Here is a 22321-nt window from a genome sequence, read left to right as displayed (position 1 = left end):
TGTAATAATTAACCCAACATTTTCCTTGTTTCTTATATTACGATAAAGGTGTAATCAAATTTAAGAAAATTTAGGAAGTGATCAAATGATTTACGACTTGGTACTGTTGCATCCGCCAACCGTTTATGACTTCAGAAAAAAAATGCTATTTACCGGTCCAATCAGCGATGTCGTTCCATCATCACCTGTATTTGAAATGTATCCAATTGGGTTGACTAGTATTGGTGATTATTTAGAAAGATTTGGATTGAAGGTGAAGATCGTCAATATTGCAAATCGGATGTTGTTAAATCCTAATTTTAATGTTGAAAAGAAAATACGAAATATTAAAGCAAAAGCATTTGGAATTGATCTACATTGGCTTCCGCATGCACATGGAAGTGTGGAATTAGCTAAAATCATTAAGAAATATCACCCAGATACACCTGTTATGTTCGGGGGATTATCTAGCACCTATTTCCATAAGGAATTAATTGAATATCCTTGTATTGATTTTGTGGTTCGTGGTGACACCACTGAAAAAATAATACTCATGCTACTCAATAAGCTCGAGAAAAAGGATATATCGGGACTTGCAGGTATACCTAATCTAACCTGGAAGCGGAAAAATCAATATTATTATAATGAGCTTACCTATGTACCGGACAGTCTTGATGAGTTTAATTTACCCGGATACCGCTACATCATAGGTTCTGTCTTTAAGTACTTTAATCTACTAGATCCACTGCCTTATAAAGGGTGGATTCAGTATCCGAATACAGCCATCTTAACCTCAAAGGGATGTACCTATAACTGTTTAATCTGCGGGGGGGCTAAGGACGCATATGAGTTAAACTGTAATCGAAAAAAGCTGGTAATGCGTTCGCCAAAGAGAATGCTTGAAGATATTGCCTTGATTCAAAGGTTTACACGTGCACCTATTTTTCTATTGAACGATATAAGGCAGGGTGGTAAGGAGTACGTTGATGAATTCCTCGATGGTTTAGCAAACATGAAGCTGAAGAATGAGATTGTGTTTGAATTGTTTAATTACGCGGATGAGAAATTTTTCGAAAGATTAAATAAGGCCATACCTAAGTATAGTATTGAGCTTACACTTGAATCTGCGGATGAGGACATTCGCAGATATAATGGAAAACTGCCATGTACAAATGCTAAGGTGATAGAAATGCTCCAATATGCATTAAAGCATGGCTGTGCGAAAATTGACTTGTTTTTCATGACAGGGATCCCTAATCAAAGTTATGAAAGTGCGATGAGAAATGTCGAATTTTGTGAAAATATTCACAAAGTATGCGGCGAGGATTCTCGAATATCCTATTTTGTCGCGCCACTTTCACCATTCCTAGATCCGGGCAGTCCTGCCTTTGAAAATCCAGAGAAATATGGTTATAAGAAATTTTGCCATAAACTTGAAGATTTCCGTGCAGCTATGCAGCAGCCATCCTGGAAAAATATGCTTAGCTATGAAACAAATAGTATGACGAGAGAGGAAATCGTAAAAGCAACCTATGATTCTGCCCTTAAGTTAAATGAATTTAAATGCAAGAATCATATTATTTCAAAGGATGTTCATGATGAAATGAGGCTGAAAATTGAAAAGTCTGTAGAGTTTCTTAACAGACTTGACGCGATTGAGCAGTTACCTAATGCTGAAAAACAAAAACAACTTGCCATTATTAAGGATGAAGTAGAAAAAATCAACCGTCACAGTATTTGCGGTGAAAATGAACTGAAATGGGAGGTTAAAAAGCTGTTTGCAAATTTCCCATCGCTAACTTACATTGGCTTAGAATTACTCATTAAAGACATCGCCAAAGACATTAAATGTAAAATTGGCAAGATTGATAGAAATCAAGTTATGGTCACGAATTCGAGCGGTAATCATCACGAAAAGTAAGCTGAGAATTTGGTTGTAAATGCCTTACTAACCCCGAATTTTGTAGGCTTTTGTCTATAATACTTTATTGACTGAACAGCTAAAAAATGTTAAATTTTAGTCAGCCGTTGCACGAGATTAGATTTATGTTACAAAGCTTGTTCAAGTTTTAACTGAAGTTTGGATAAGAAAGTGGAAGTAAAGCTATCACGTTGTAATTTGGTGAATTTTACACATGGCTTGATCTAAGCCAATAGGAGGATTTTTTCACATGAAAAACGGTAAAGTAAAATGGTTTAACTCTGAAAAAGGTTTCGGATTCATCGAAGCTGAAGACGGTAACGACGTATTCGTTCACTATTCTGCTATCCAAACAGAAGGTTTCAAAACTCTAGAAGAAGGTCAAGAAGTATCTTTCGAAGTTGTTGAAGGTGCTCGTGGACCACAAGCTGCTAACGTAACTAAAAAGTAATTTATGAAGCCAATGATTTAACAGCCCGACCAAAGAGTCGGGCTGTTTTTTGCGTTATAAATTAGGCTGTGTTAAAGGAATCTACTGATTAAAGAACCTGTAGCGGAAATCAACAGCCTAGTCTAACACAGCTAAAATTAAAATCCTCCACCCAGTATTACCTGTTATTTCTACGTTTTCCAATCTCACAAAAGATGGTATTTTGCTATAATAGTATTTATGAGTGAATAAAGATGGGGTGATTACATGAAATTTATCCATACAGCTGACTGGCACTTAGGAAAGTTAGTGCATGGTGTATACATGACAGAAAACCAGCGGGAAGCATTAAATCAATTTGTTGAAATTGTTGCCGATGAAAAGCCAGATGCCGTCGTCATTGCCGGTGATTTATATGACCGTTCAGTACCGCCAACCGACGCCGTTGATTTATTAGATGAAATCTTATTTAAAATCAATGTTGAGCTGAAGACCCCAGTTGTTGCGATTGCTGGAAACCATGACAGTGCTGAAAGATTGTCATTTGGCAGCTCATGGTATAAGCACAGCCAATTCTATCTATCCGGTAAGCTAACAAATAGTTTTAAGCCGGTACAGGTTAACGGCGTTAATTTTTATTTAGTTCCTTTTGCAGAACCTGGAGTGGTACGGCAGCTGCTCGGGGATGATTCCATTCATTCCCATCAGGACGCGATGAAGGCATTGATTGGAAAAATGGAGCAGAATCTAAATCCTAATGAACCCAACGTCCTGGTAGGACATGCATTTGTGCTAGGGGGGCAGACATCTGACTCCGAACGAGTTTTATCTGTTGGAGGTTCAGGTTGTGTAGGAGCTGAAGTTTTTGAACCATTTTCCTATACAGCCCTTGGACATCTTCACAGCCCTGATGCCATCAAACACGACAAAGTTAAATATTCAGGCTCCCTTTTAAAGTACTCCTTTTCAGAAGCCAAACAAAATAAATCGATTTCTATAATCGAAATGGATGGAAAAGGGAATTTTTCGCACCGTTATCGGTCACTGAATCCTACACATGACATGCGTGAACTAGAAGGACATCTAGATGAGTTATTAGATCCTTTCTATTATGAAAAACAACGTTTGCATGATTATTTGAAAATCACCTTGTTAGATGAAGGTGCATTGCTTGACCCAATCAATAAATTACGCCAAGTGTATCCGAACGTCTTACACCTGGAACGGAAAATAGATATAACGGACATGAAGAAAAAACAGTCTATCAATATCACACGAAATGAGAAAAAATCTGAGCTAGACTTATTTGAGCAATTTTATACGGAAATGACAACAGCTGAATTTTCCTCCGATAAAAAGGAAGTAATGACAGACGTGATTGAAAAAGTGTTACGAGAGGAGGCAGTTAAGTGAGACCATTAAAACTAACCATGCAGGCTTTTGGTCCATATGCGGATATAGAGACTATTGATTTCACGCAACTGGGAAATCGCACAATGTTTGTCATCTCTGGTAAAACAGGGGCGGGTAAGACTACAATATTTGACGCTATTAGTTATGCGATATATGGAAAAGCAAGTGGCGAGGACCGTAACGGCCCCGAACTAAGAAGTCAATTTGCACGAGCAGATTTGGTCACAGAGGTCTCACTCGATTTCGCTATCCGGAACAAAGTTTATTCAATCACCCGACTCCCGCAGCAGCCTAAGAAAAAAGAAAAGGGCGAAGGGTACACAACGTTACCAGCAAAGGCTGAATTATATAGCTGGGATGAGAACGGAGAAAAGAAATTACTCGCTACAAAAATCAATGATGTGGAAGAAAAAATTAAAGAAATTATGCTGATTGACAGCAATCAGTTCCGTCAGATTTTAATGATTCCTCAAGGGGAATTTCGAAAACTGTTAACATCTGATAGTAAGGATAAAGAAGTAATTTTACAGCGCTTGTTCCATACACAGATTTATAAGATGGTCGAAGAAAAGCTGAAGTCTGAATCTACAGAGTTAAAAAATTCGGTTGAAATGCAGGTTCAAACGAGAAATGAAAATCTTCGCCGGATTCAAGCTGTAACCAATGACGAGCTAAGAGGATATTTAGAAGCAGACAGTGTAAATGATATAATCCTCATGCCTCTTTTACAGGAAGAAATCAATGATATGGAAAAACTGCTTGAAAAATTAACCATCTCCTTGAAAGAAAAGGAACAGGAACAAGATATCTTAAAAGGCAAACTATTTGAAGCAGAATCCATCCTAAAACAAATCCAAACAAGAGAAGCCTTAAAAGAGGAAAAAAGTAAACTTGAATCACAAGTAGATACTTTTGTAGAAAAAGAAAAACAAGTGCAGCTTGCGCATAAAGCAGCACTATTGGCCCAACAAGAGGAACTATGCCACCGGTTAAAGCGAGAGTTGGACCAATTAAAGGGAAATGTTACTTCAATACAAAGTGAAATCGAGAAACTTGAGGTTCTCTCCAAACAGTTTGAACAACAGTATCAAGCTGAATACGAGCGTGAAGGGGAGCGCCAAAAAGCACTTGAAATGATTAACCAACTACTCAATATGAAGGACGATGTTTATTCTTTTGCTGCTTTGGTAAAGGAGTCAACGGCAGTTGAAGCTTCTTTAGAAGCTGCAAAGAAAAAACAAGTAGAAGCTGAAAATAATCTTCAGGGTCTGGATGACAAGGTGAAAAAACTTCTTGACAAAAAGGCAGAAATTGAAAAGGGCCAGCTTAAGTTTTTAGAAAATGAACGTCAGCTAGAAAAAATGCAAACTGAGTTAGAACGTATGGAAAAATACGAAAGCTACCTTGGACGTCATCAATATGCATTAAAGGATCTAAAAGTGAAAGCTGGAAAATATGAAAATTTAAGTGCTAGGTATTTGGATGCCAAGGCACTGGTGGAAGAATTGGAGAATAAATGGCTGCATGGACAAGCGTCACTGTTAGCAGCACGACTTTCAAATGGTGAAGCATGTCCAGTATGTGGTTCGGAGCACCATCCCGCACCAGCTTCAGCGGACGAGGCACTAATCCCAAATGAAGAAGATCTTAAAGCCGCTAAACAACATGCGGTTCTATTGGAAAAAGAAAAAGCTGCAGCAGAGTCACTCTTTTTTGAAAGTCAATCGATTGAAAAGACACAACGGGAAAATTGTGAGGAGCTTTTAAAAGAAATTCGTTCCAATCGGGTTGACTTTAATGAGACCGATTTGCATGCAATAAAATCAGAGATTCTTGTTGCCAAGAAAAATCTACAGAATGCTCAAAAAGTGCTGAATGAACAAATCAAAATGCTTGATCAGATTAACAAGCACATAGAGAAAAGCGATTCTGAAAAATCAGGTTTAAAAAGTGCTATACAACAGCTTTCAGTTCATGTAACCGAAATGACTGTACAGTTTACGGAGAAGAACACGAACCTAACCAGGATGATGAAGGTGATCCCAGAGAACCTTCGAACACAGGCAGCATACGAAGAGGCGTTAATAACTTCAAAAAATAGGCATGAAATGTTAGTGAAAAGACTAGAAGAGGCTCAAAAGCAATTACAAACAGTAAAAGAGAAACAATCCGCTGAAACTGCCAGATTGCGAGACGCAGTCAAACACCATTCTAGTAAAGAAAATGAGCTTAAAGCTGAGAGAGAAATCTTTGTTACGAAACTTGCAGAACAAGGATTTGAAAATTACAGTCTCTATCATTCATCTAAGAAAACTGAGAAGGAAATCCAGATTCTCGAAGGTGAAATTCGCAGTTATCGTGAAGAGTTACGCTCTGTTTCAGACCGTTTAACTGAATTAACTGTGCTTTTACAAGATGTTAAGACGCCTAATGTTGAGGGGTTAAAGGCATTATTAGAGAAGCTTGCACTTGAAATTGTAGAGCTAAACAATCAACGGACAGATCTATTTGTTAAGAGGCGGGACAACCTTGATATCTTTCACAAAGTTGAAAAAATTAATGAGGAAATGAAGGTATTAGAGGAACGGTATCAGCTGATTGGACATCTGCACGAAATTGCTAAAGGCCAAAATACGTATCGTATTACATTTGAACGTTATGTACTTGCGGCATTCTTAGATGATATTTTACGGGAAGCTAATGTCCGATTAAGAAAAATGACCGCGGGAAGGTTCGAGCTTCTAAGGAAAACGGATCGTTCAAAAGGGAATGTTCAAAGTGGTTTAGAGCTTCTTGTCTTTGACCAATATACTGGGCAAGAGCGTCATGTAAAGACTTTATCGGGTGGGGAAAGCTTTAAAGCCTCTCTATCGTTGGCGCTTGGGCTTGCGGATGTGGTGCAAAACTATGCAGGCGGTGTTTCACTCGAAACGATGTTTATTGACGAAGGTTTTGGCACACTTGACCCTGAATCCCTTGATCAAGCCATTGAAGCGCTAATGGATATCCAAAGCAGCGGACGTTTAGTTGGAATCATATCGCATGTTCCGGAACTGAAAGAAAGAATCGATATTAGATTAGAAGTTATTGCAGGACAAACCGGAAGCCGGACGGAATTTGTATTTACAAATTAAAAAAGAGAAAGTGTATGGACACTAGAAAAACGGAAGGTTCATTAGGAAAGAAGGGTTACGTTTTTCGGGTGCTTCATAGTTAAGAAAGGACGTATGAATTGGCATACGTCTATTTCTTTATTTATTGATGGGCGATGCAGCTCCTGAGTTGCTAAATAGACGGAATAATTCCGCTTATTTCTAAATTATTATTAAAAAGGGCCAATATAGACGGAGAGATTCCGCCTATTGGCTCAAAAAATTCGAAAATGAGAGACTTTGCTTTGCATAAGCGGAAAAATTCCGCTTATATTCCCTGAAACGAGCTCCATTCTGCATTTAACCGGAAAATCTCCGTTTATTTTACTTTTGCTGGTCACTCGATGAATGACAAGACGTATTATTAAAAAAAGATATCTCAAAAACCCAACCTAAATAGCTTTGAAGTTTGGAAAAGGATATTGTGCTTCTGCAAGGGATGATAGATTTGTAAGTTCAGCGACAGCACCAATTTTGTTCCATATTGCCATTACTTTTTCTGATTGATGTGCTTGATCAATTGCCTCACTAGACTTCCATTCAGCAATTTCAATAATGGTTCCGTCCTCAGCTTGCAACGTTAATAATTCACGTTCGGTTATCAAGCCTTCTTCCCGAAGGACGGGGATATGTACTTTAAGGATATCTTTTAATTCATTCTCCTGTCCGGGCTTCGGACGATACAAAGCCATAAATACTAATGCAGACATGAAATAGCCTCCTAAATTTTATAGTTACAGGATAACGATAAATATTAATTGACTTCAATGTTTTCCTAAATATTAATAAACTGATCAAATTATGAAGGTATAATGAATGATTTAGCCCTTAAGGTTAAAGCTAATTATGTAGATAAAAGAGGCTGCGGTACATTAGGAGAGACATACTCATGATTGTAACCTTTTATTTTTTCATTAGCTGGATCCTTATAGGTCTGTTTTTATTTAATAGAATCCACCAGCAAGCCTCTGTTAATGAGGTCACCCTTCTTTTTTTACTAAGCTGTCTTATTAATACTAATACCTATATTGGATTGTTCGACGCGTTTAAGTGGATAAAAACGACGACGGATACAGAATTATATATTGCCGCTCTTATTTTTAAGAATGTTTTTATTCCATTATTAATGTGCTGCTTCACCTTACTAATTTATAGAAGCCATTTGAACAAAAAAATACAATTGTTTTCTCTATTTAGCTTGATTATCGTATTTAGTGATTTAATAAACGTATACAACGGTATGTACACCTTTAAACATTGGAATACTTTTTATACCTTTTTATACTTTTCATTATTTTTGTTGGTTCTGTTATTAAGCTTGAAATGGTATAGAGGTCTCGAATCCCGTTCGAGGGGTGAATACAATGTCGTGGACTGAGTCTGGATTTGGTTTTAATGATTATTGTCTACTGGTTTTTATTATCGTCACTTGGGGCATTTTTTTCTATCTTCCAAAGATTTTTTCTAAACAATTTACAGTGTTAATCTTTTTATACAGTTTGACTGTTCCTAGCATTATTGATAACTCGTTCGGGATAGCTCCATTTGATTATTATGATATTATGGATGGTCCGAAATATACAGGTATGGATCTAGTTTTATATCTACTATATCCACCTTATGGTTATATTTTTCTTTATATTTATAAAAAGTTCTGTATAAAAGATAAATATATAGTTCTTTTTATAACCGTTGCAACAATACTTTCCTTTTGCTTTGAATGGGTGACTCATAAGATTGGGATCTTTCATTATAAGAATGGATACCAAATCATATATTCAATTTGTTTTTACCTCATCACTCAATCCATTCTGATTGTCTATTATAGAATGGTTGAATTAAAGCACTAAAAAAACCAGAAAAATTCTGGTTTTTATTTTGGATTATTTTGTTCTAGATAAGTTTTCAGCTCATTTATATCCTTTGATTGGTGTATTACTCCAGCCTGGTCAAAGAGAATATAGGCTGGCTCTGTTTTAATATTCAGTTCCGGATAGGCATTCTGGACCATTTCAAGTTCAGGTAAGCTTAAAATGTCTTTTACTTTTTGGGTAATCTTTTGGTTGTTTTCAATGGGGGTATTCTGATCCCCAATAACTAAAAGTGAAAAGGATTCTTCGCTATCAGCCAATAAATTGGGATAAGGGAAAGGTGTGTTCATTTCTGATTCTGTTTGTGCTTTTTCCTCCATTTGTACGGTCGATGGCTTTGTTTCTTCCTTCGTTTCGGCATTCTGACATCCCACTAACAGGGTAAGTCCTAATAAAATTGGCCAAGATATTTTCTTCATTTGAATCTTCCTTTGTTGTAAAAGTACTTTTTTCCAACATAGCATATTACTTGACTCTTGGAACGGCATGAATGTGGAGGATTGGTGAAATGAAAAGCAGGAAATTAACGATGATTGTCAAATTAGTAAGTATACTAGTCGTTATTAAAGAGGTGGAAGGGAATGCATCGAAATACGGCAGGAATTGATGCTGGCGGTTCATTAATCAAAATAGTTTATCAGGAAAATGAGAGAATGCATTTTAAAAAATTTCACATTAAAGAAAAGGATGCAGCGATTTCATGGTTGAAACTATCTGTGCCATCTTTACACGTTGCATTAACTGGCGGTAAATCCAGTGTCATACAGAAAAAGTATTTTCCAAAGAGTATAATCATTCCCGAGTTCCAAGCAACCTGTGAGGGTACTCGTTTTTTACTAGCGGCTGAAAATAAGAGTCTTGGAGAAAACTATTTAATTGTAAATATTGGAACCGGAACCTCTTGGCATGTAGTGAAAGGCGATAAGGTAGAGCGAATCCTTGGCAGTGGAATTGGTGGCGGTACGTTTACAGGTCTTGGATCACTACTTACCAAAGTACGAGGCTACCGTCAGCTCACAGTCCTCGCGGAAGAAGGAAATAAAGGTAATGTTGACATGATGGTAAAAGACATCTATGAATCTGGTGAAAGTCCCGTTAACGGTGAATTAACAGCGGCAAACTTTGCAAAGGGTATTCGGCAGAAACATTCAGAAGGAGACCGTCTGGCGTCACTTTCTAATATGATAGCTGAAACAATTGTGTTGTTAACGTCACAGGCAGCAACGATTCATCAGGTTAAAAATGCTGTCATTATCGGAAGTGCCACTGTTGGCAATCATCCATTAAAGCAGGCACTTGAGTTTTATATGAATATGGTAGGAGTAATACCGGTATTTCTAGAAAAAGGCGAATATTGCGGTGCCATCGGAGCACATATAACAGTCTAAAATTGTCCTCTTGAACTATCGGTCCGTTAAAGATAAAGTAAATAGGAAGAAGTAAAAAAAGCAGGTGGCAACTTTGGATAAACGATATTTTACAATTGGTATGGCAGGGCATATTGATCATGGTAAAACTTCATTAACAAAAGCCTTGACCAATGTGGATACAGATCGATTAAAAGAGGAAAAAGAACGGCAAATCTCAATCGAACTCGGCTTTGCACCGTTATATGAGGATTCCGAAATTCAAATTTCGGTGATTGACGTTCCAGGCCATGAGCGCTTTATTCGACAAATGATCGCAGGGGTTGCTGGAATTGATTTAGTTGTATTGGTTGTTGCAGCAGATGAAGGTGTAATGCCGCAAACACGAGAACATCTAGATATTTTAAAATTCTTAGGCGTGAAAAACGGGATGATTGCGATTTCAAAAATTGACCGGGTCGATGAAGAATTTATTGAGCTTGTGAAAGATGATATTTTAGAAGAACTAACAGGGACGGTCTTTGAGGGTGCCCCGTTTGTGTTAGTGGACAGCCTCTCGAAAAAGGGTATTGAGGAATTAAAAGATTTAATCATTACAACATTAAAAGAGCAAGAAATGAGAGATGCAAAAGGGGCCTTCCGTCTGCCGATTGATCAGGTGTTTACCATAAAGGGGCAGGGGACTGTTGTTCGAGGAACTGTCTATGAAGGTACGGTAGAAGAGGGACAAACACTTAAGATCATGCCACAAGGTCTAGAGGTAAAAGCAAGGCAAATTCAGGTTCATCATAAGCAAGCGCAAAAAGCCTATGCCGGCCAGCGTACCGCCATTAATCTTTCAGGGGTTTCGAAAGAGGATTTAGAACGCGGTGATGTTTTGGTTTCATCGGAGCATTTTATTGTGACGAAAACAGTGGATGTTGCGATACGTGTAGTTGAGGATCTTGAACATTTGGTTAAACAAAGGATGCCGATTAAACTCCATATTGGGACAACCGAGGTAATGGGACGTATCGTCTTTTTTGACAGAAATGAGCTTAAAGAAGAAAATGGTGAAATATTATGTCAGCTGCGTTTAGAGGAAGAAATTCTTACGAAGCGTGGCGATCGCTTTATTTTAAGACGTCCAAGCCCTCAAGAAACGATTGGCGGCGGCTGGGTCATAGATCCTAGAGGAAATAAATATCGATTTGGTAATCAAACGATTGAAGAATTGGAAAAGAAAAAAGTAGGTTCACCGAAGGAACGGATTACTGCAGCAATTTTTGAAGCGAAAAGCTTAAATATAGGCGAATTAATAAAACGCACTGCGCTGGATGAAGAAACCTTGAATGAGTTTCTAGCAGATGAGGAATTTGTTTTCTACAACGCGAAAGAGTATACACTCAGAATGTTAATTAATTCAATCGAGGAAGACATCTATGATCGCCTGCAAGAATTCCATCAAACGCATACGATGAAACTAGGATTAAATAAGGCCGAGCTTTTGCAATCTATGCAAAAAAAATTCCCAAAATCGCTGCTGGATTTTGTAGTTGAAAACGGGATTGCCAATGGCACGTTTAAACGAAAAGAGCAGTTTGTTTCGTTATCAGGCTTTGTTCCACATGTACCAAAAAGCTGGCAAAAGCGTACGGAAAACATGCTGAATGAATTAAAGAAAGACGGGCTAAAGGTTCGCTATTATAAGGATTATTTTTCAGAATCCGGTATACCTGACACGCTGGAGGCTGATTTAAGACGTTTTCTTGAAGATCAGGAGTTTGTGGTGCATTTAGATGAGCAATTTGCCTATCATGGAGAGGTCTTTAAGGAAGCAGTCGACAAACTAAGAGATGGTACAGGAGAAGAGTTTGAAGTAGGTAATGCGAAGGAAATTCTAGACCTTTCACGTAAATATATGATCCCATTTTTAGAAAAATTAGATTCTCAGGGTCTAACAAAACGTGTTGAAAATAAAAGAGTTTGGAAAATTTAGAGGGACCCCCTATCCCAATTGGGATAGGGGGTCTCAATAGACCAAAGCTTTTTTGTAACAAGAGCTAAAATTGATGAAATTTAACTTTAGAAAAGATTCAGAATATTATTGACAATTATTAAATTCGATATTATCATAGTGTTAATAGTTCTATTGTGTTAGTTAGTGCTAACTTAAACGAATGAGCAAATCATTTTTTTGATCTGTATGTTAGTATGTACTAACTATCATTCAGAAGGAGGTAAAGCATGTGTAAGGAGGAATTCATTCTTAAAAATGAGTTTGCTCATGTATCTATACAATTAGATTACTCGTCCAATGGAGTTAGACTCTTGATTAAAGATATGCGAACTCAGAAGGTCAATTATCTAGACCCACTTGAGCTTGAGAGTTTAGCTTGGTGTGATCATAAAGATCTTCATCCAATACTGGACCCATCAATTAGCCGTTGGAAAGGAAAGGGACATTCTAATTTTGAGCCAGTCTTAGATTATGAAGCTTAGCTGCTTATATCAAAAATGGAGCTGTTCACAAAAACAAAAAACTGAAAAGAAGGTGTACGATTAATGATAAATGCAATAAACATTGCTGACTATGTTAAAGAAGGCGCTGTTCACGGAAAGATTTATACAGATCCAGCTATTTTTAAGATGGAGATTGATAAGGTATATGGCAGCACATGGGTATATGTTGGACATGAAAGTGAGATAGCGAATCCCGGTGATTATAAAACTACGAAAATAGGATCCCAGCCGGTGGTCGTTACACGAAGTGCTGATAGTGAAGAAATTAATGTCGTCCTTAATCGCTGTCGCCACCGGGGCGCGTCAGTCTGCCAGGATGAATGCGGTAATGCTCATGTCCTTCGCTGTGCATACCATGGTTGGACGTATTCGAACAGCGGCAAACTTCTAGGCGCTCCATTTCAGGATGGATATGGTGAAGAGTTTAAACGTGAGGAAATGGGGTTAATTCGTGTTCCTAGAGTGGATAGCTATCGTGGATTTATCTTTGCAAGCCTAAATGAAAATGTTAAACCACTGAAAGAACATTTAGGAAATGCTCTCCCATACATTGATTATGTTGCTGATTCCGGACCTGAAGGGATTGAACTATCAGCTGGAAAACAAAAGTATTTCCTTAATGCTAACTGGAAGTTCCAAGTTGAAAATACGATTGATCCTTATCATTTAAGTTTTGTACACAAGACATTTTTTGATATTGTCGCAAAGCGGACAGGTGAGAAGATGAAGTTCGCTAAGATGCATAAAGAAGAGAAGGTTTCGGATCTTGGTAATGGTCATTCATTGTACGAATTGGCAGGAGATTTAAATATTGGGGCTCTGCCGTTTAATTTAATCATCTTCCCTAATCTTGCATTATTAGGTTCACAAGTTCGGGTTATCCAACCAGTTTCAGTGGAACGAACAGAAGTGGCACTGTATCCTATTATGTTAAAAGGTGTATCAAAAGAAGTTAATGCACAGCGTTTAAGAACTCATGAAGGTTTTTACGGTCCTGCTGGATTTGGCAGTCCGGATGATGTGGAAGTAGCTTTTGATCGTGTTAAAGAGGGACTAAAGGCTGAAGGTCACGAATGGCTTGTCATTAGTCGCGGTCTAAATAGGGAACAGGTAGATGAAAATGGAATTATTACCGCTAATTCGAGTGACGAGGTATCGACAAGGGCCATTTATAAAGAATGGAAGCGCTTAATGGAGGCGTGAAAATTCAGGAAGTCTAACGAAAGAATATGGCAAAGAAGGGATGGGGAATAACTTTGATTAAAACAAAAATTGATTTACAACAAATAGAAGCATTCTTATATCAAGAAGCAAGATATATTAATGAAAATAAGTTAGTAGAGTGGCTGGAATTATTTACAGATGACTGCAAATACTGGGTTCCGTGTAACGATAACGATATTGACCCGGAAACACATGTATCGATTATCTACGATGATAGAAAACGATTGGAAGAAAGAGTGTGGAGGCTTGAGACAGGGCTGGCATACGGGCAACAGCCACAATCGAAAACACGTCATCTGATTACAAATGTTGAAATTCTTGAAGATCAGGGAGATGAAATGATCGTATCCTCTAATTTCATGCTGGTCGAATTAAGAAGAGGAGAACAAACGATGTATGCAGGAAGAAACGTGCATCACATACGTTTGGGTGGAAATAACTTAAAGATATCCTTAAAAAAGATAGAATTATTAAATAATAATGAACCACTTGGAAATCTAAGTTTTATCTTATAAGACTAATTTTATTTTGTGGGGTTTACGCTAAATGGAATCGGAAACCGATCATGTTAAGGAAGCAGGAAATCATCGGAACAAACAAAGTGCCATACACAATCTGACGACAATGAATGTTTCCTCGGGGATTATATCTGCCATGCTGGCAATGACAGGACCGCCTGCCATTATCTTAGCGGCAGCAGATGCTGGTCATTTTACACATGAACAAACGATATCCTGGATGTTTGCTGTGTACTTTTTTGGAGGGATATTTAGTATAGTTTTCCCATTTCTGTACAAAATTCCAATTACTGGAGCACATTCACTATCCGGTGTTGCGTTTCTTGTTACGGTGACTCCATATTACTCATATTCAGAACTAATTGGGTCTTATATCTTTTGCGGTTTCATTATTTTTATTGTAGGAATTGCGGGTTTTTTTACCAAAGTTATGCAATGGTTCCCTAAAGAAACGATAGCAGCCATGTTAAGCGGAATGGTTACAACCTATGTAGTCCGACTTATAACATCGATTCATGATTTAGCCATTGTTGGGTTGCCTGCGTTGCTATGTTACTTTATTTTGATGAAATGGGTGAAGCGGATACCAGCAGTTCTCGGAGCTGTTTGTATTGCACTACTCATAATATTAATCACACAAAATATTGAAATTACGACAATGGGATCAAAATATATTCTTCCTAGCGTATTTAAACCTACTATTTCTATAGCCGGAATTTTTACAATATCCATTCCACTAGCATTACTAATATTAAGTAATGATGCAGCGCCGGGTATTGGTGCACTAGAAAGCCAAAATTATAATCCACCAACTAAAAAAATCATTACGGCAAGTGGAATTTTTACCATGATCACAGCTTTCTTTGGTGGACAAAGCGCAAATATTGCGGGAATGATGTCTGCAATATGTGCAGATGATGAAACTGGGCCAAGACAGAAACGGTATATCGCTTCAATTGTTTCAGGTGTCATAATTTTACTATTCGGCATCGTATCTTGGAAGGTCGTTCCTTTTATGAAGGCATTACCATTACCTTTTGTGTCGATGTTAGCTGGGTTTGCTCTTATAGGAGTGCTCGGCTCTAGTTTACAATTGGGTTTTTCTAAACAAAGCTTCCGATTAAGTTCTACCTTTTCTTTTGTCATAGCTTTATCAAACATTTCCTTTTTTCATATAAGTGCGCCAGTGTTGGCTCTAGTAATAGGTTCCTTAATTTCAAAATTTATTGAAAAGAAAGAGTAACAAATATGAATTCTTAGATGACAAAACAATAGATAGTTAGTACTAACAATCAAAAAAGGAAAAATAGTAAATAACCAACCTTAAGAGTTTGCACATTAATTAGAACAGCTGGTGCATAAAACTAACATATTTGAAGAGGGGAAATTCAAATGTTTAATTTGCGTGAAAAATCATTACAGTTACACGGGTTAAATAAAGGTAAGTTAGGTACCGAAATAAAAGTAGAGGTAAAAAATTCAGAAGACCTAAGTTTAGCCTATTCTCCTGGTGTTGCAGAACCTTGTATGGAAATATATAACGATGAAGATAAAGTATTTGAATATACCATGAAGGGAAATATGGTAGCAGTCATCACAAATGGCACGGCTGTTTTGGGCTTGGGCAATATAGGGCCTAAAGCAGCACTTCCGGTGATGGAGGGGAAATGTATCTTATTTAAGAGTTTTGCCGGTATTGATGGATTTCCGATTTGCCTTGAAACAACGGATGTCAATCAGCTTGTTGAAACAATTAAGCTGCTCTCTCCCTCATTTGGGGGTGTGAACTTGGAGGACATTGCGGCACCGCAATGTTTTGAGATTGAAGAACGTTTGAAAAAAGAAATGGATATTCCTGTGTTTCATGATGACCAGCATGGTACCGCTATTGTAACGGCTGCCGGGCTTGTGAATGCGTTGAAATTGGTAAATAAATCAATGGATCAAATTAAAGTTGTTGTTAATGGAGCAGGAGCAGCTGGGATTGCCATCGTCAAATTACTACTGTCGTTCGGAGTAAAAGACATTATTATGTGCGATACAAAGGGAGCTATTTTTAAGGGACGTACTTCTGGAATGAATGGAATAAAAAATGAAGTCGCCAGCTATACGAATTGCAACAATCAAGAGGGACAACTTCAAGATGTCATTGAGAATACAGATGTATTTATTGGAGTGTCTAAAGCCGGTGTACTGACAAAAAAAATGATTGAAAGTATGAATCAAGATCCAATTATTTTTGCGATGGCCAATCCTGACCCTGAAATCTACCCCGAAGTGGCGAAAGCAGCTGGTGCTAGAATCGTTGGTACAGGTCGCTCAGATTTTCCTAATCAAGTTAATAATGTTCTAGCTTTTCCAGGGATTTTCCGTGGTGCTTTAGAAGTAAGGGCGACAACGATTAACGAAGAAATGAAAATAGCAGCCGTACATGCTATTGCATCCCTCATTTCCGAAACAGAACTGAATGAAGACAATGTCATACCAAATCCTTTTAATGATCAAGTTGCTCCGGCAGTTGCAGCAGCTGTCGCAAAGGCAGCGATCGAATCGGGAGTAGCAATGAAATGGGTAGATCCCGAACATATACGTGAAAAAACGTTTCAGCAATCATTAATTGGAAAGAAGTTAGAAAAAAGTCTAACAACAAATTAATTAGGAAAATCGCGAGGTAGAAAAGGATGAGCAGAATTCCTGTGGTGTTGTTATGCGGCTTTTTAGGAAGTGGAAAAACTACTTTACTCTTAAAAATGTTATCTGAATCTAAAAAAATGGGTCTGAATTATGCTGTGTTAATCAATGAACGTGGAAAGTTGGATATTGACGGTTTATTGGTTTCAAAACAATTTGATCATGAAAAAATTGAATCCCTATTAGATGGATGTATTTGCTGCAGCAAGAAAAGTGAAATCGCCCGTAGTATGGATGCCCTTTTACAAAAAAAACCCGATGCCATTTTTATCGAGTTAACTGGGGTAGCCAATCCTGAAGAAGTAGCAAAGATGTTAAATGAAAGGGAAGTAATTGCAAAAGTTGAACTAAAAAATATTATGACAATAATAGATGCGGAGTTTTTTCTTGATAAAAAGTCAAATGATTTCCAAGACACGATATTTCATCAACTAGAATGTGCAAACCATATTGTTGTCAATAAAATAGATTTGGTTGAAAAGTCTTTGTGCGAGAGCATCAATGAAGCTATTAAAAAAAGCAACACATCAGCAATAGTAGAGTTTGCCATGTATGGTGAAATTGATTTTGAAAATCTATTGCAACAAATAATGAAAACAGAAGATATAAAGGAATCTTGGATAAACAAAAATAATAAGCAGCGGTCAACCAGCTATGCAAGTATGACTACCTTGGTTCTTCCAGTTGCCCGTTCACTAAAAAAGACAGTTATCGAGTCATTTTTTACAGACCATGCTGATAAAATTGTTCGTGCCAAAGGATTTGTTCCGATTTTAGAGGACGGGGGAACTGCCTCATATTTAATGCAGTATTCTGGTGTAAAAAGGATAGACTGGAAGCTTGAGAGTTCTGAACAGTATTATTTAATTTTAATAGGGATTGATCTTGATACTAGTGCATTGAAGAGCGAATGGTTAAAATTATTCGAATTCCAAACTGGACTTGTAAAGATAATGAAGATGGAGGAAACAAATGGGAGAGAGAATTTGGGAGCAATATTTAGATGAAAGGGACCAAAAGGTTTATTCTAGTGCCGGATTAGGAAAGGTGAAAGGACTTGGTCATAATCCGGCTTTAGTCATCATTGATGTAACGTATGGATTTACTGGGGAAGAATCTGAAGAGATAGAACAGTCCATTATAAAATATCCAACTAGCTGCGGTGCAGAAGCATGGAAGGCAATTCCACACATTCAGAAACTATTAAATGTTTGCAGAGAAATAAATATTCCAATCTTTTATACCATTATAGAGGGGCATAAACATAACTCAAATGAAAAAACAGCGATTAAAGGGAATGTTTTTGGACATCCAACATTAGTAGAAGGCGGCAAAGGTACAGAGATTGTAGAGCAGCTACGACCTATTCCAGGTGAAATTGTTATCTCAAAGAAAAAGCCAAGTGCATTCTTCGGAACACCTCTCATCTCGTATTTAGTTGATCACAATATTGATACATTAATTGTTACTGGTACAACCACAAGTGGATGTGTCCGTGCGTCTGTTGTTGACGCGTTTTCTTACAATTTAAATGTTGTCGTTCCAGAGGAATGCGTATTTGATCGTGGGATTACAACCCATGCAATAAATCTTTTTGATATGCAGCAAAAATATGCAGATGTACTTTCTACAAATGAAGTGATTTCATCTTTAAAGAATAAAGTCCAACATGCATAGTTTATCTTTTTAATTTTAGGAGGGGAAGTATGTTTGTCGCTAAGCATGATAACGAAATTTGGTTAGTTGAACAGTTTCATCATTCTATTCAAGCCGGAGAGGTGGCGCGTCAATGGGGTAATGAAGAATTCGACGCACCCTGTCAATCACTTATTACGGCTGTGGAGAAGCACGATATTGGTTGGGTGGAGCCTGATAAAGAGATATTATTTGACGAGGAATCGGGAAGACCTATTAATTTCATTAATATTAATGTTAACCAGCATGTCCAGTTCTATTCAAATGGATATAAAAAAATCCTGGGAGAAGATCCCTATGCCGGGATGTTAATCGGGATGCATTGGATTGGCTTATATACAAGCCGTTTTGGTTATGACCCTACATTTACATATAAAATTCCTGAGGATTTAAGGGTTTTTATGCAAAATGTAGTGATTGAAACGCAAAAAGAATGGGTCAGCGTCAAAATGAATTACTGGAAATTTAACGAAAAGCGAAGCGAGTTTGAAGATAAAATATGGATGGATTATGAATTCCTGCAATTGATGGATCGCATGTCACAGCTTGTCTCACTCCATACACATCATGACAATGCTGAAGCTATCTTGGGACCTGTTCGTAAAAATCAACGAAGTGAAGGGATTCAAATTTCTGTAAAACTGCCTGGTGATGGTTCAGTAATTGTGGAGCCGTTCCCATTCAAAGAAGAATTTGAAACATCCGTAAAAGTTCGAAAAATCCCTGACAAAAAATATGAAAGTCATACAGAATTATTTCAAGAAATAGCCAATGCTCCATTAGAAGTGATAAAGTGGAAAATTAGAAAAAAGTGACCACGGAGGGTTAGAAATGACTAGACCAACACATGCAAAAGCTGCAGTCTTGACAGGTAAAGAACAAATTGAAATGATGGAATTTCCTATTCCAGCAATCGGGGAAAACGATGGTCTTTTACGTGTGGAATCCTGTGGTGTTTGCGGGCTTGACAGTGAAGGATATTTACATGGAGGAAATGCTGTTTTCAAACTTCCTTGTATTATTGGCCATGAAATCGTAGGGTATATCGACGAAATTGGTCCTGAAGCGGAAAAACGCTGGAAGGTAAAGAAAGGGGATCGTGTCATTGTGGAGGAGTATATTCCATGTGGTCATTGTGATCCTTGTTTAACCGGAAATTACCAGCTTTGCTTTGATTTAAGATATGGGGCGATGAGCATCCATAATCAAAAAACAGCGCTCTGGGGCGGCTTCGCGGAATATATGTATTTACATCCACATTCGATTATTCATAAGGTAAGCGAAGAAGTACCAGCGGATCTATTAACATTATTTATTCCAATTTCGAATGGCGTTCATTGGGTTCAACAAGTGGGGGATACAACGGTTGGAGATACAGTTGTCATTCAAGGCCCAGGACCAATGGGACTAGGAGCTGTAATTGGCGCTAAAGAAGCAGGTGCAGGAACGATTATTGTAACGGGTCTTTCAAAAGATGCACACCGGTTAGAAATTGCCAAAGAATTTGGTGCAACACATGTCCTTTATGCCGATAAACAAGACCTTGAAAAAGAAGTTTCTAAGATTACGAATGGTAAAATGGCTGACACTGTCATCAATGCTGCAACTACCCCCATTCAATTTAAAATGTGTTTAGATTTGGCGGGATACCATGGGACAATCGTTCATTCAGGTACAGATCATTTCCTTACCGATGAAGTCATGTCCAGTAAAATAACATGGAAGCTTTTAACGATCAAAGGTGTACTAGGCCGTCCTAAAAAGGCAGTAGGGGTGGCATTGAAAATTATTGAATCAGGTCGTTATCCTTTAGAAAAAATGATTACACATGAATTTAGCATTTCTGAAACACTTCAAGCAGTCAATACGCATGCCAAAGGCTTAGATGGCTGCATACATGTTGCCGTATTAAATTCAGATGTAAATAAGGAAGGGGAAAAATCATGCCAAAAAACTATCGGGTTGGTTTAATCGTACCAAGTTCTAACACAACAATGGAAACTGAGATTCCTGCTATGCTAAATAGCAGAAAGGAATGGTTTCCGGAGGAATCCTTTACATTCCATTCTAGCAGAATGAGGATGATGCATGTCACAAAGGAAGAATTAAAAAAGATGGATCTTGATAGTGATAGGTGTGCATTAGAACTTTCTGATGCACAATGCGATGTACTGGCATATGCATGCTTAATTGCCATTATGTCTCAGGGCTGTGGATATCATGTATCCTCCGAGGAACGATTATGTCAGGTAGTACAAGGAAATAAAAGTATTGCTCCAGTTGTAAGTAGTGCAGGGGCACTTATTGAAGGAATTAAAGAAATCGGTGCTAAAAAAGTTTCGATTATTACACCATATATGAAACCGCTAACCAATATGGTAATTGAGTATTTAAATACAAGTGGTATCGAAGTTATTGATTCTATTAGTCTTGAAGTATCCGATAATCTTGAAGTAGGCAGATTGGATCCTATGAATCTCGTTAAGCATGCGAGAAATTTAAATACGAATGGTGCAGATGCAGTTGTCTTGTCTGCATGTGTACAGATGCCATCCCTGCCAGCCATTCAAATCGTCGAGGATGAAATTGGTCTACCAGTTTTATCTGCTGCAACATCAACAGTGTACCAAATCTTAAAAAACCTAGGACTAAAACCAGTTGTTCCAAATGCGGGCCGGTTATTAGCAAAGGAAAACTCTGTGCTATCACAATAATGAAATAGGCTATCCTGTAGGTTCACGTTCCACATCCTTATATATTATTAATGCTATATATAGTGATGAAGAGATCTTGATTACAATGGGATAGTCTCTTTTCCTTGAACAATCATTTTTTTACGATAATTAGAAGAGGATGGAGGCAATCTATTGAAGTAAAATTAAGTGGAAATATTTTTGAAAAGGCAAAGAAAAATGTATTGAAAATTCCGAATGTTTAATTTATGATGTATTTAACAAGTTATTGATAGTGTTTACAAACAAAAATATGTTAGTTAGTACTCACAAATTAATTTGTTCCTATGTTTAAAAGATTCGTTCGCAGGTTTGTAACCAAATAGTAAAAAAAGGGGGAAAATATTGGTGAAAATACTTGTACATTTAACACATGGTCCGTCTGCACCAACTCAAGCAGATCGTGCATTTTTAATTGCAAAAACAGCTATTGAAGAGGGGCATCAAGTTTCTATGTTTCTAGCAGGAGCGGCAGTTGAATTAATGCGAGATGAGAATTTAAACCAAACGTTAGGAATAGGAGAAACAGCCGTTACTTTAAAAGATTCTGTGAATTCAATTATTGAGGGCGGTGGAAAAATAGTATTATCAAAGGTTTCCTGCGGAGCCAGAGGTATAGAAGAAGCGGAATTAGAAGGGAAAAAAGTTGAATTAGGAATGCCGAATGCACTTGTAAAAATGACTGTTGAAAACGACCGTGTGATTACTTATGGTTAATCCGAAATTGGGAAAGCGATATGTTTATTAAACTCCTTCGGTTTGTTAGTACTAACTAATTATAATTCCTTGTAGGTAAAATCCATTGTTTAGAGAGACATCTCAGTTC

General features: G+C 37.5%; 20 protein-coding genes. 18 read left to right on the top strand and 2 right to left on the bottom strand.

All coding sequences use genetic code 11. The features are described 5' to 3' along the window. The first annotated feature begins 85 nt into the window (after positions 1 to 85). From ACN6MT_RS22125 to ACN6MT_RS22110, 4 genes are all read left to right on the top strand, one after another. Complete coding sequence (locus ACN6MT_RS22125; protein ID WP_419888074.1) at positions 86 to 1900, top strand: TIGR04190 family B12-binding domain/radical SAM domain protein; 1815 nt, start codon at positions 86 to 88, stop codon at positions 1898 to 1900. Positions 1901 to 2150: 250 nt separating this feature from the next. Then, positions 2151 to 2351, top strand: coding sequence for a cold-shock protein (locus ACN6MT_RS22120; RefSeq protein WP_007083969.1), 201 nt, complete (start codon positions 2151 to 2153; stop codon positions 2349 to 2351). 246 nt (positions 2352 to 2597) lie between these two features. Further along, on the top strand, positions 2598 to 3743 hold the full coding sequence (locus ACN6MT_RS22115) for an exonuclease SbcCD subunit D (protein ID WP_419888073.1): 1146 nt from the start codon (positions 2598 to 2600) through the stop codon (positions 3741 to 3743). Beyond that, positions 3740 to 6877, top strand: coding sequence for an AAA family ATPase (locus ACN6MT_RS22110; protein WP_419888072.1), 3138 nt, complete (start codon positions 3740 to 3742; stop codon positions 6875 to 6877). Before ACN6MT_RS22115 ends, ACN6MT_RS22110 begins: the two co-directional genes overlap by 4 nt. A 410-nt stretch (positions 6878 to 7287) precedes the next feature. Here the strand turns inward: ACN6MT_RS22110 and ACN6MT_RS22105 are convergent, their stop codons facing one another. Further along, positions 7288 to 7605, bottom strand: a complete 318-nt coding sequence (locus ACN6MT_RS22105) for an antibiotic biosynthesis monooxygenase (RefSeq protein WP_419888071.1) — start codon at positions 7603 to 7605, stop codon at positions 7288 to 7290. Between the two features lie 654 nt (positions 7606 to 8259). Here ACN6MT_RS22105 and ACN6MT_RS22100 point away from each other — a divergent pair. Continuing rightward, positions 8260 to 8745, top strand: a complete 486-nt coding sequence (locus tag ACN6MT_RS22100; RefSeq protein ID WP_419888070.1) for a hypothetical protein — start codon at positions 8260 to 8262, stop codon at positions 8743 to 8745. Positions 8746 to 8768: 23 nt separating this feature from the next. On the opposite strand, the gene ACN6MT_RS22095 is transcribed toward ACN6MT_RS22100, so the two are convergent. Continuing rightward, complete coding sequence (locus ACN6MT_RS22095) at positions 8769 to 9185, bottom strand: hypothetical protein (protein WP_419888069.1); 417 nt, start codon at positions 9183 to 9185, stop codon at positions 8769 to 8771. Between the two features lie 162 nt (positions 9186 to 9347). Here ACN6MT_RS22095 and coaW point away from each other — a divergent pair, with 162 nt between their 5' ends. The 13 genes from coaW to ACN6MT_RS22030 all read left to right on the top strand — a co-directional run bounded on the left by coaW (position 9348) and on the right by ACN6MT_RS22030 (position 22212). Continuing rightward, on the top strand, positions 9348 to 10154 hold the full coding sequence (gene coaW, locus ACN6MT_RS22090) for a type II pantothenate kinase (RefSeq protein WP_419888068.1): 807 nt from the start codon (positions 9348 to 9350) through the stop codon (positions 10152 to 10154). A gap of 100 nt (positions 10155 to 10254) precedes the next feature. Continuing rightward, positions 10255 to 12111 (top strand): selenocysteine-specific translation elongation factor, encoded by a 1857-nt coding sequence (selB, locus tag ACN6MT_RS22085; RefSeq protein WP_419956503.1) that lies wholly within the window; start codon positions 10255 to 10257, stop codon positions 12109 to 12111. Positions 12112 to 12359: 248 nt separating this feature from the next. After that, positions 12360 to 12614, top strand: coding sequence for a hypothetical protein (locus tag ACN6MT_RS22080; protein WP_419888067.1), 255 nt, complete (start codon positions 12360 to 12362; stop codon positions 12612 to 12614). 63 nt (positions 12615 to 12677) lie between these two features. Beyond that, positions 12678 to 13838, top strand: coding sequence for an aromatic ring-hydroxylating oxygenase subunit alpha (locus tag ACN6MT_RS22075; RefSeq protein WP_419888066.1), 1161 nt, complete (start codon positions 12678 to 12680; stop codon positions 13836 to 13838). 53 nt (positions 13839 to 13891) lie between these two features. Further along, positions 13892 to 14374, top strand: coding sequence for an aromatic-ring-hydroxylating dioxygenase subunit beta (locus tag ACN6MT_RS22070; protein WP_419888065.1), 483 nt, complete (start codon positions 13892 to 13894; stop codon positions 14372 to 14374). 31 nt (positions 14375 to 14405) lie between these two features. Beyond that, entirely contained in the window at positions 14406 to 15620 is a 1215-nt protein-coding gene (locus tag ACN6MT_RS22065; protein WP_419888064.1) for a benzoate/H(+) symporter BenE family transporter, read from the top strand. Between the two features lie 149 nt (positions 15621 to 15769). Next, on the top strand, positions 15770 to 17032 hold the full coding sequence (locus ACN6MT_RS22060; protein ID WP_419888063.1) for an NAD(P)-dependent malic enzyme: 1263 nt from the start codon (positions 15770 to 15772) through the stop codon (positions 17030 to 17032). A gap of 26 nt (positions 17033 to 17058) precedes the next feature. Beyond that, on the top strand, positions 17059 to 18075 hold the full coding sequence (locus ACN6MT_RS22055) for a CobW family GTP-binding protein (protein WP_419888062.1): 1017 nt from the start codon (positions 17059 to 17061) through the stop codon (positions 18073 to 18075). Next, the gene (locus tag ACN6MT_RS22050) at positions 18041 to 18745 is read left to right on the top strand and encodes an isochorismatase family protein (protein ID WP_419888061.1); all 705 of its coding nucleotides are present in this window, start codon (positions 18041 to 18043) and stop codon (positions 18743 to 18745) included. Before ACN6MT_RS22055 ends, ACN6MT_RS22050 begins: the two co-directional genes overlap by 35 nt. Before the next feature lie 29 nt (positions 18746 to 18774). Beyond that, entirely contained in the window at positions 18775 to 19578 is an 804-nt protein-coding gene (locus tag ACN6MT_RS22045; RefSeq protein ID WP_419888060.1) for a DUF3891 family protein, read from the top strand. Positions 19579 to 19594: 16 nt separating this feature from the next. Continuing rightward, positions 19595 to 20734: a zinc-dependent alcohol dehydrogenase gene (locus tag ACN6MT_RS22040; protein WP_419888059.1), complete on the top strand. Its 1140-nt coding sequence runs from the start codon at positions 19595 to 19597 to the stop codon at positions 20732 to 20734. Beyond that, a complete protein-coding gene (locus ACN6MT_RS22035; RefSeq protein WP_419888058.1) occupies positions 20707 to 21477 on the top strand; it encodes an Asp/Glu racemase in 771 nt (256 codons plus the stop codon). The genes ACN6MT_RS22040 and ACN6MT_RS22035 overlap by 28 nt, the downstream gene beginning before the upstream one ends. Before the next feature lie 366 nt (positions 21478 to 21843). Further along, positions 21844 to 22212, top strand: coding sequence for a DsrE family protein (locus ACN6MT_RS22030; RefSeq protein WP_419888057.1), 369 nt, complete (start codon positions 21844 to 21846; stop codon positions 22210 to 22212). Positions 22213 to 22321: the final 109 nt, after the last annotated feature.

The sequence above is a fragment of the Neobacillus niacini genome, assembly GCF_048572935.1.
Taxonomy (GTDB): Bacteria; Bacillota; Bacilli; order Bacillales; family Cytobacillaceae; genus Neobacillus; species Neobacillus niacini.
The sequence above is the reverse complement of the archived record's forward strand: the minus strand, read 5'-3'. Positions and strand labels throughout refer to the sequence as shown.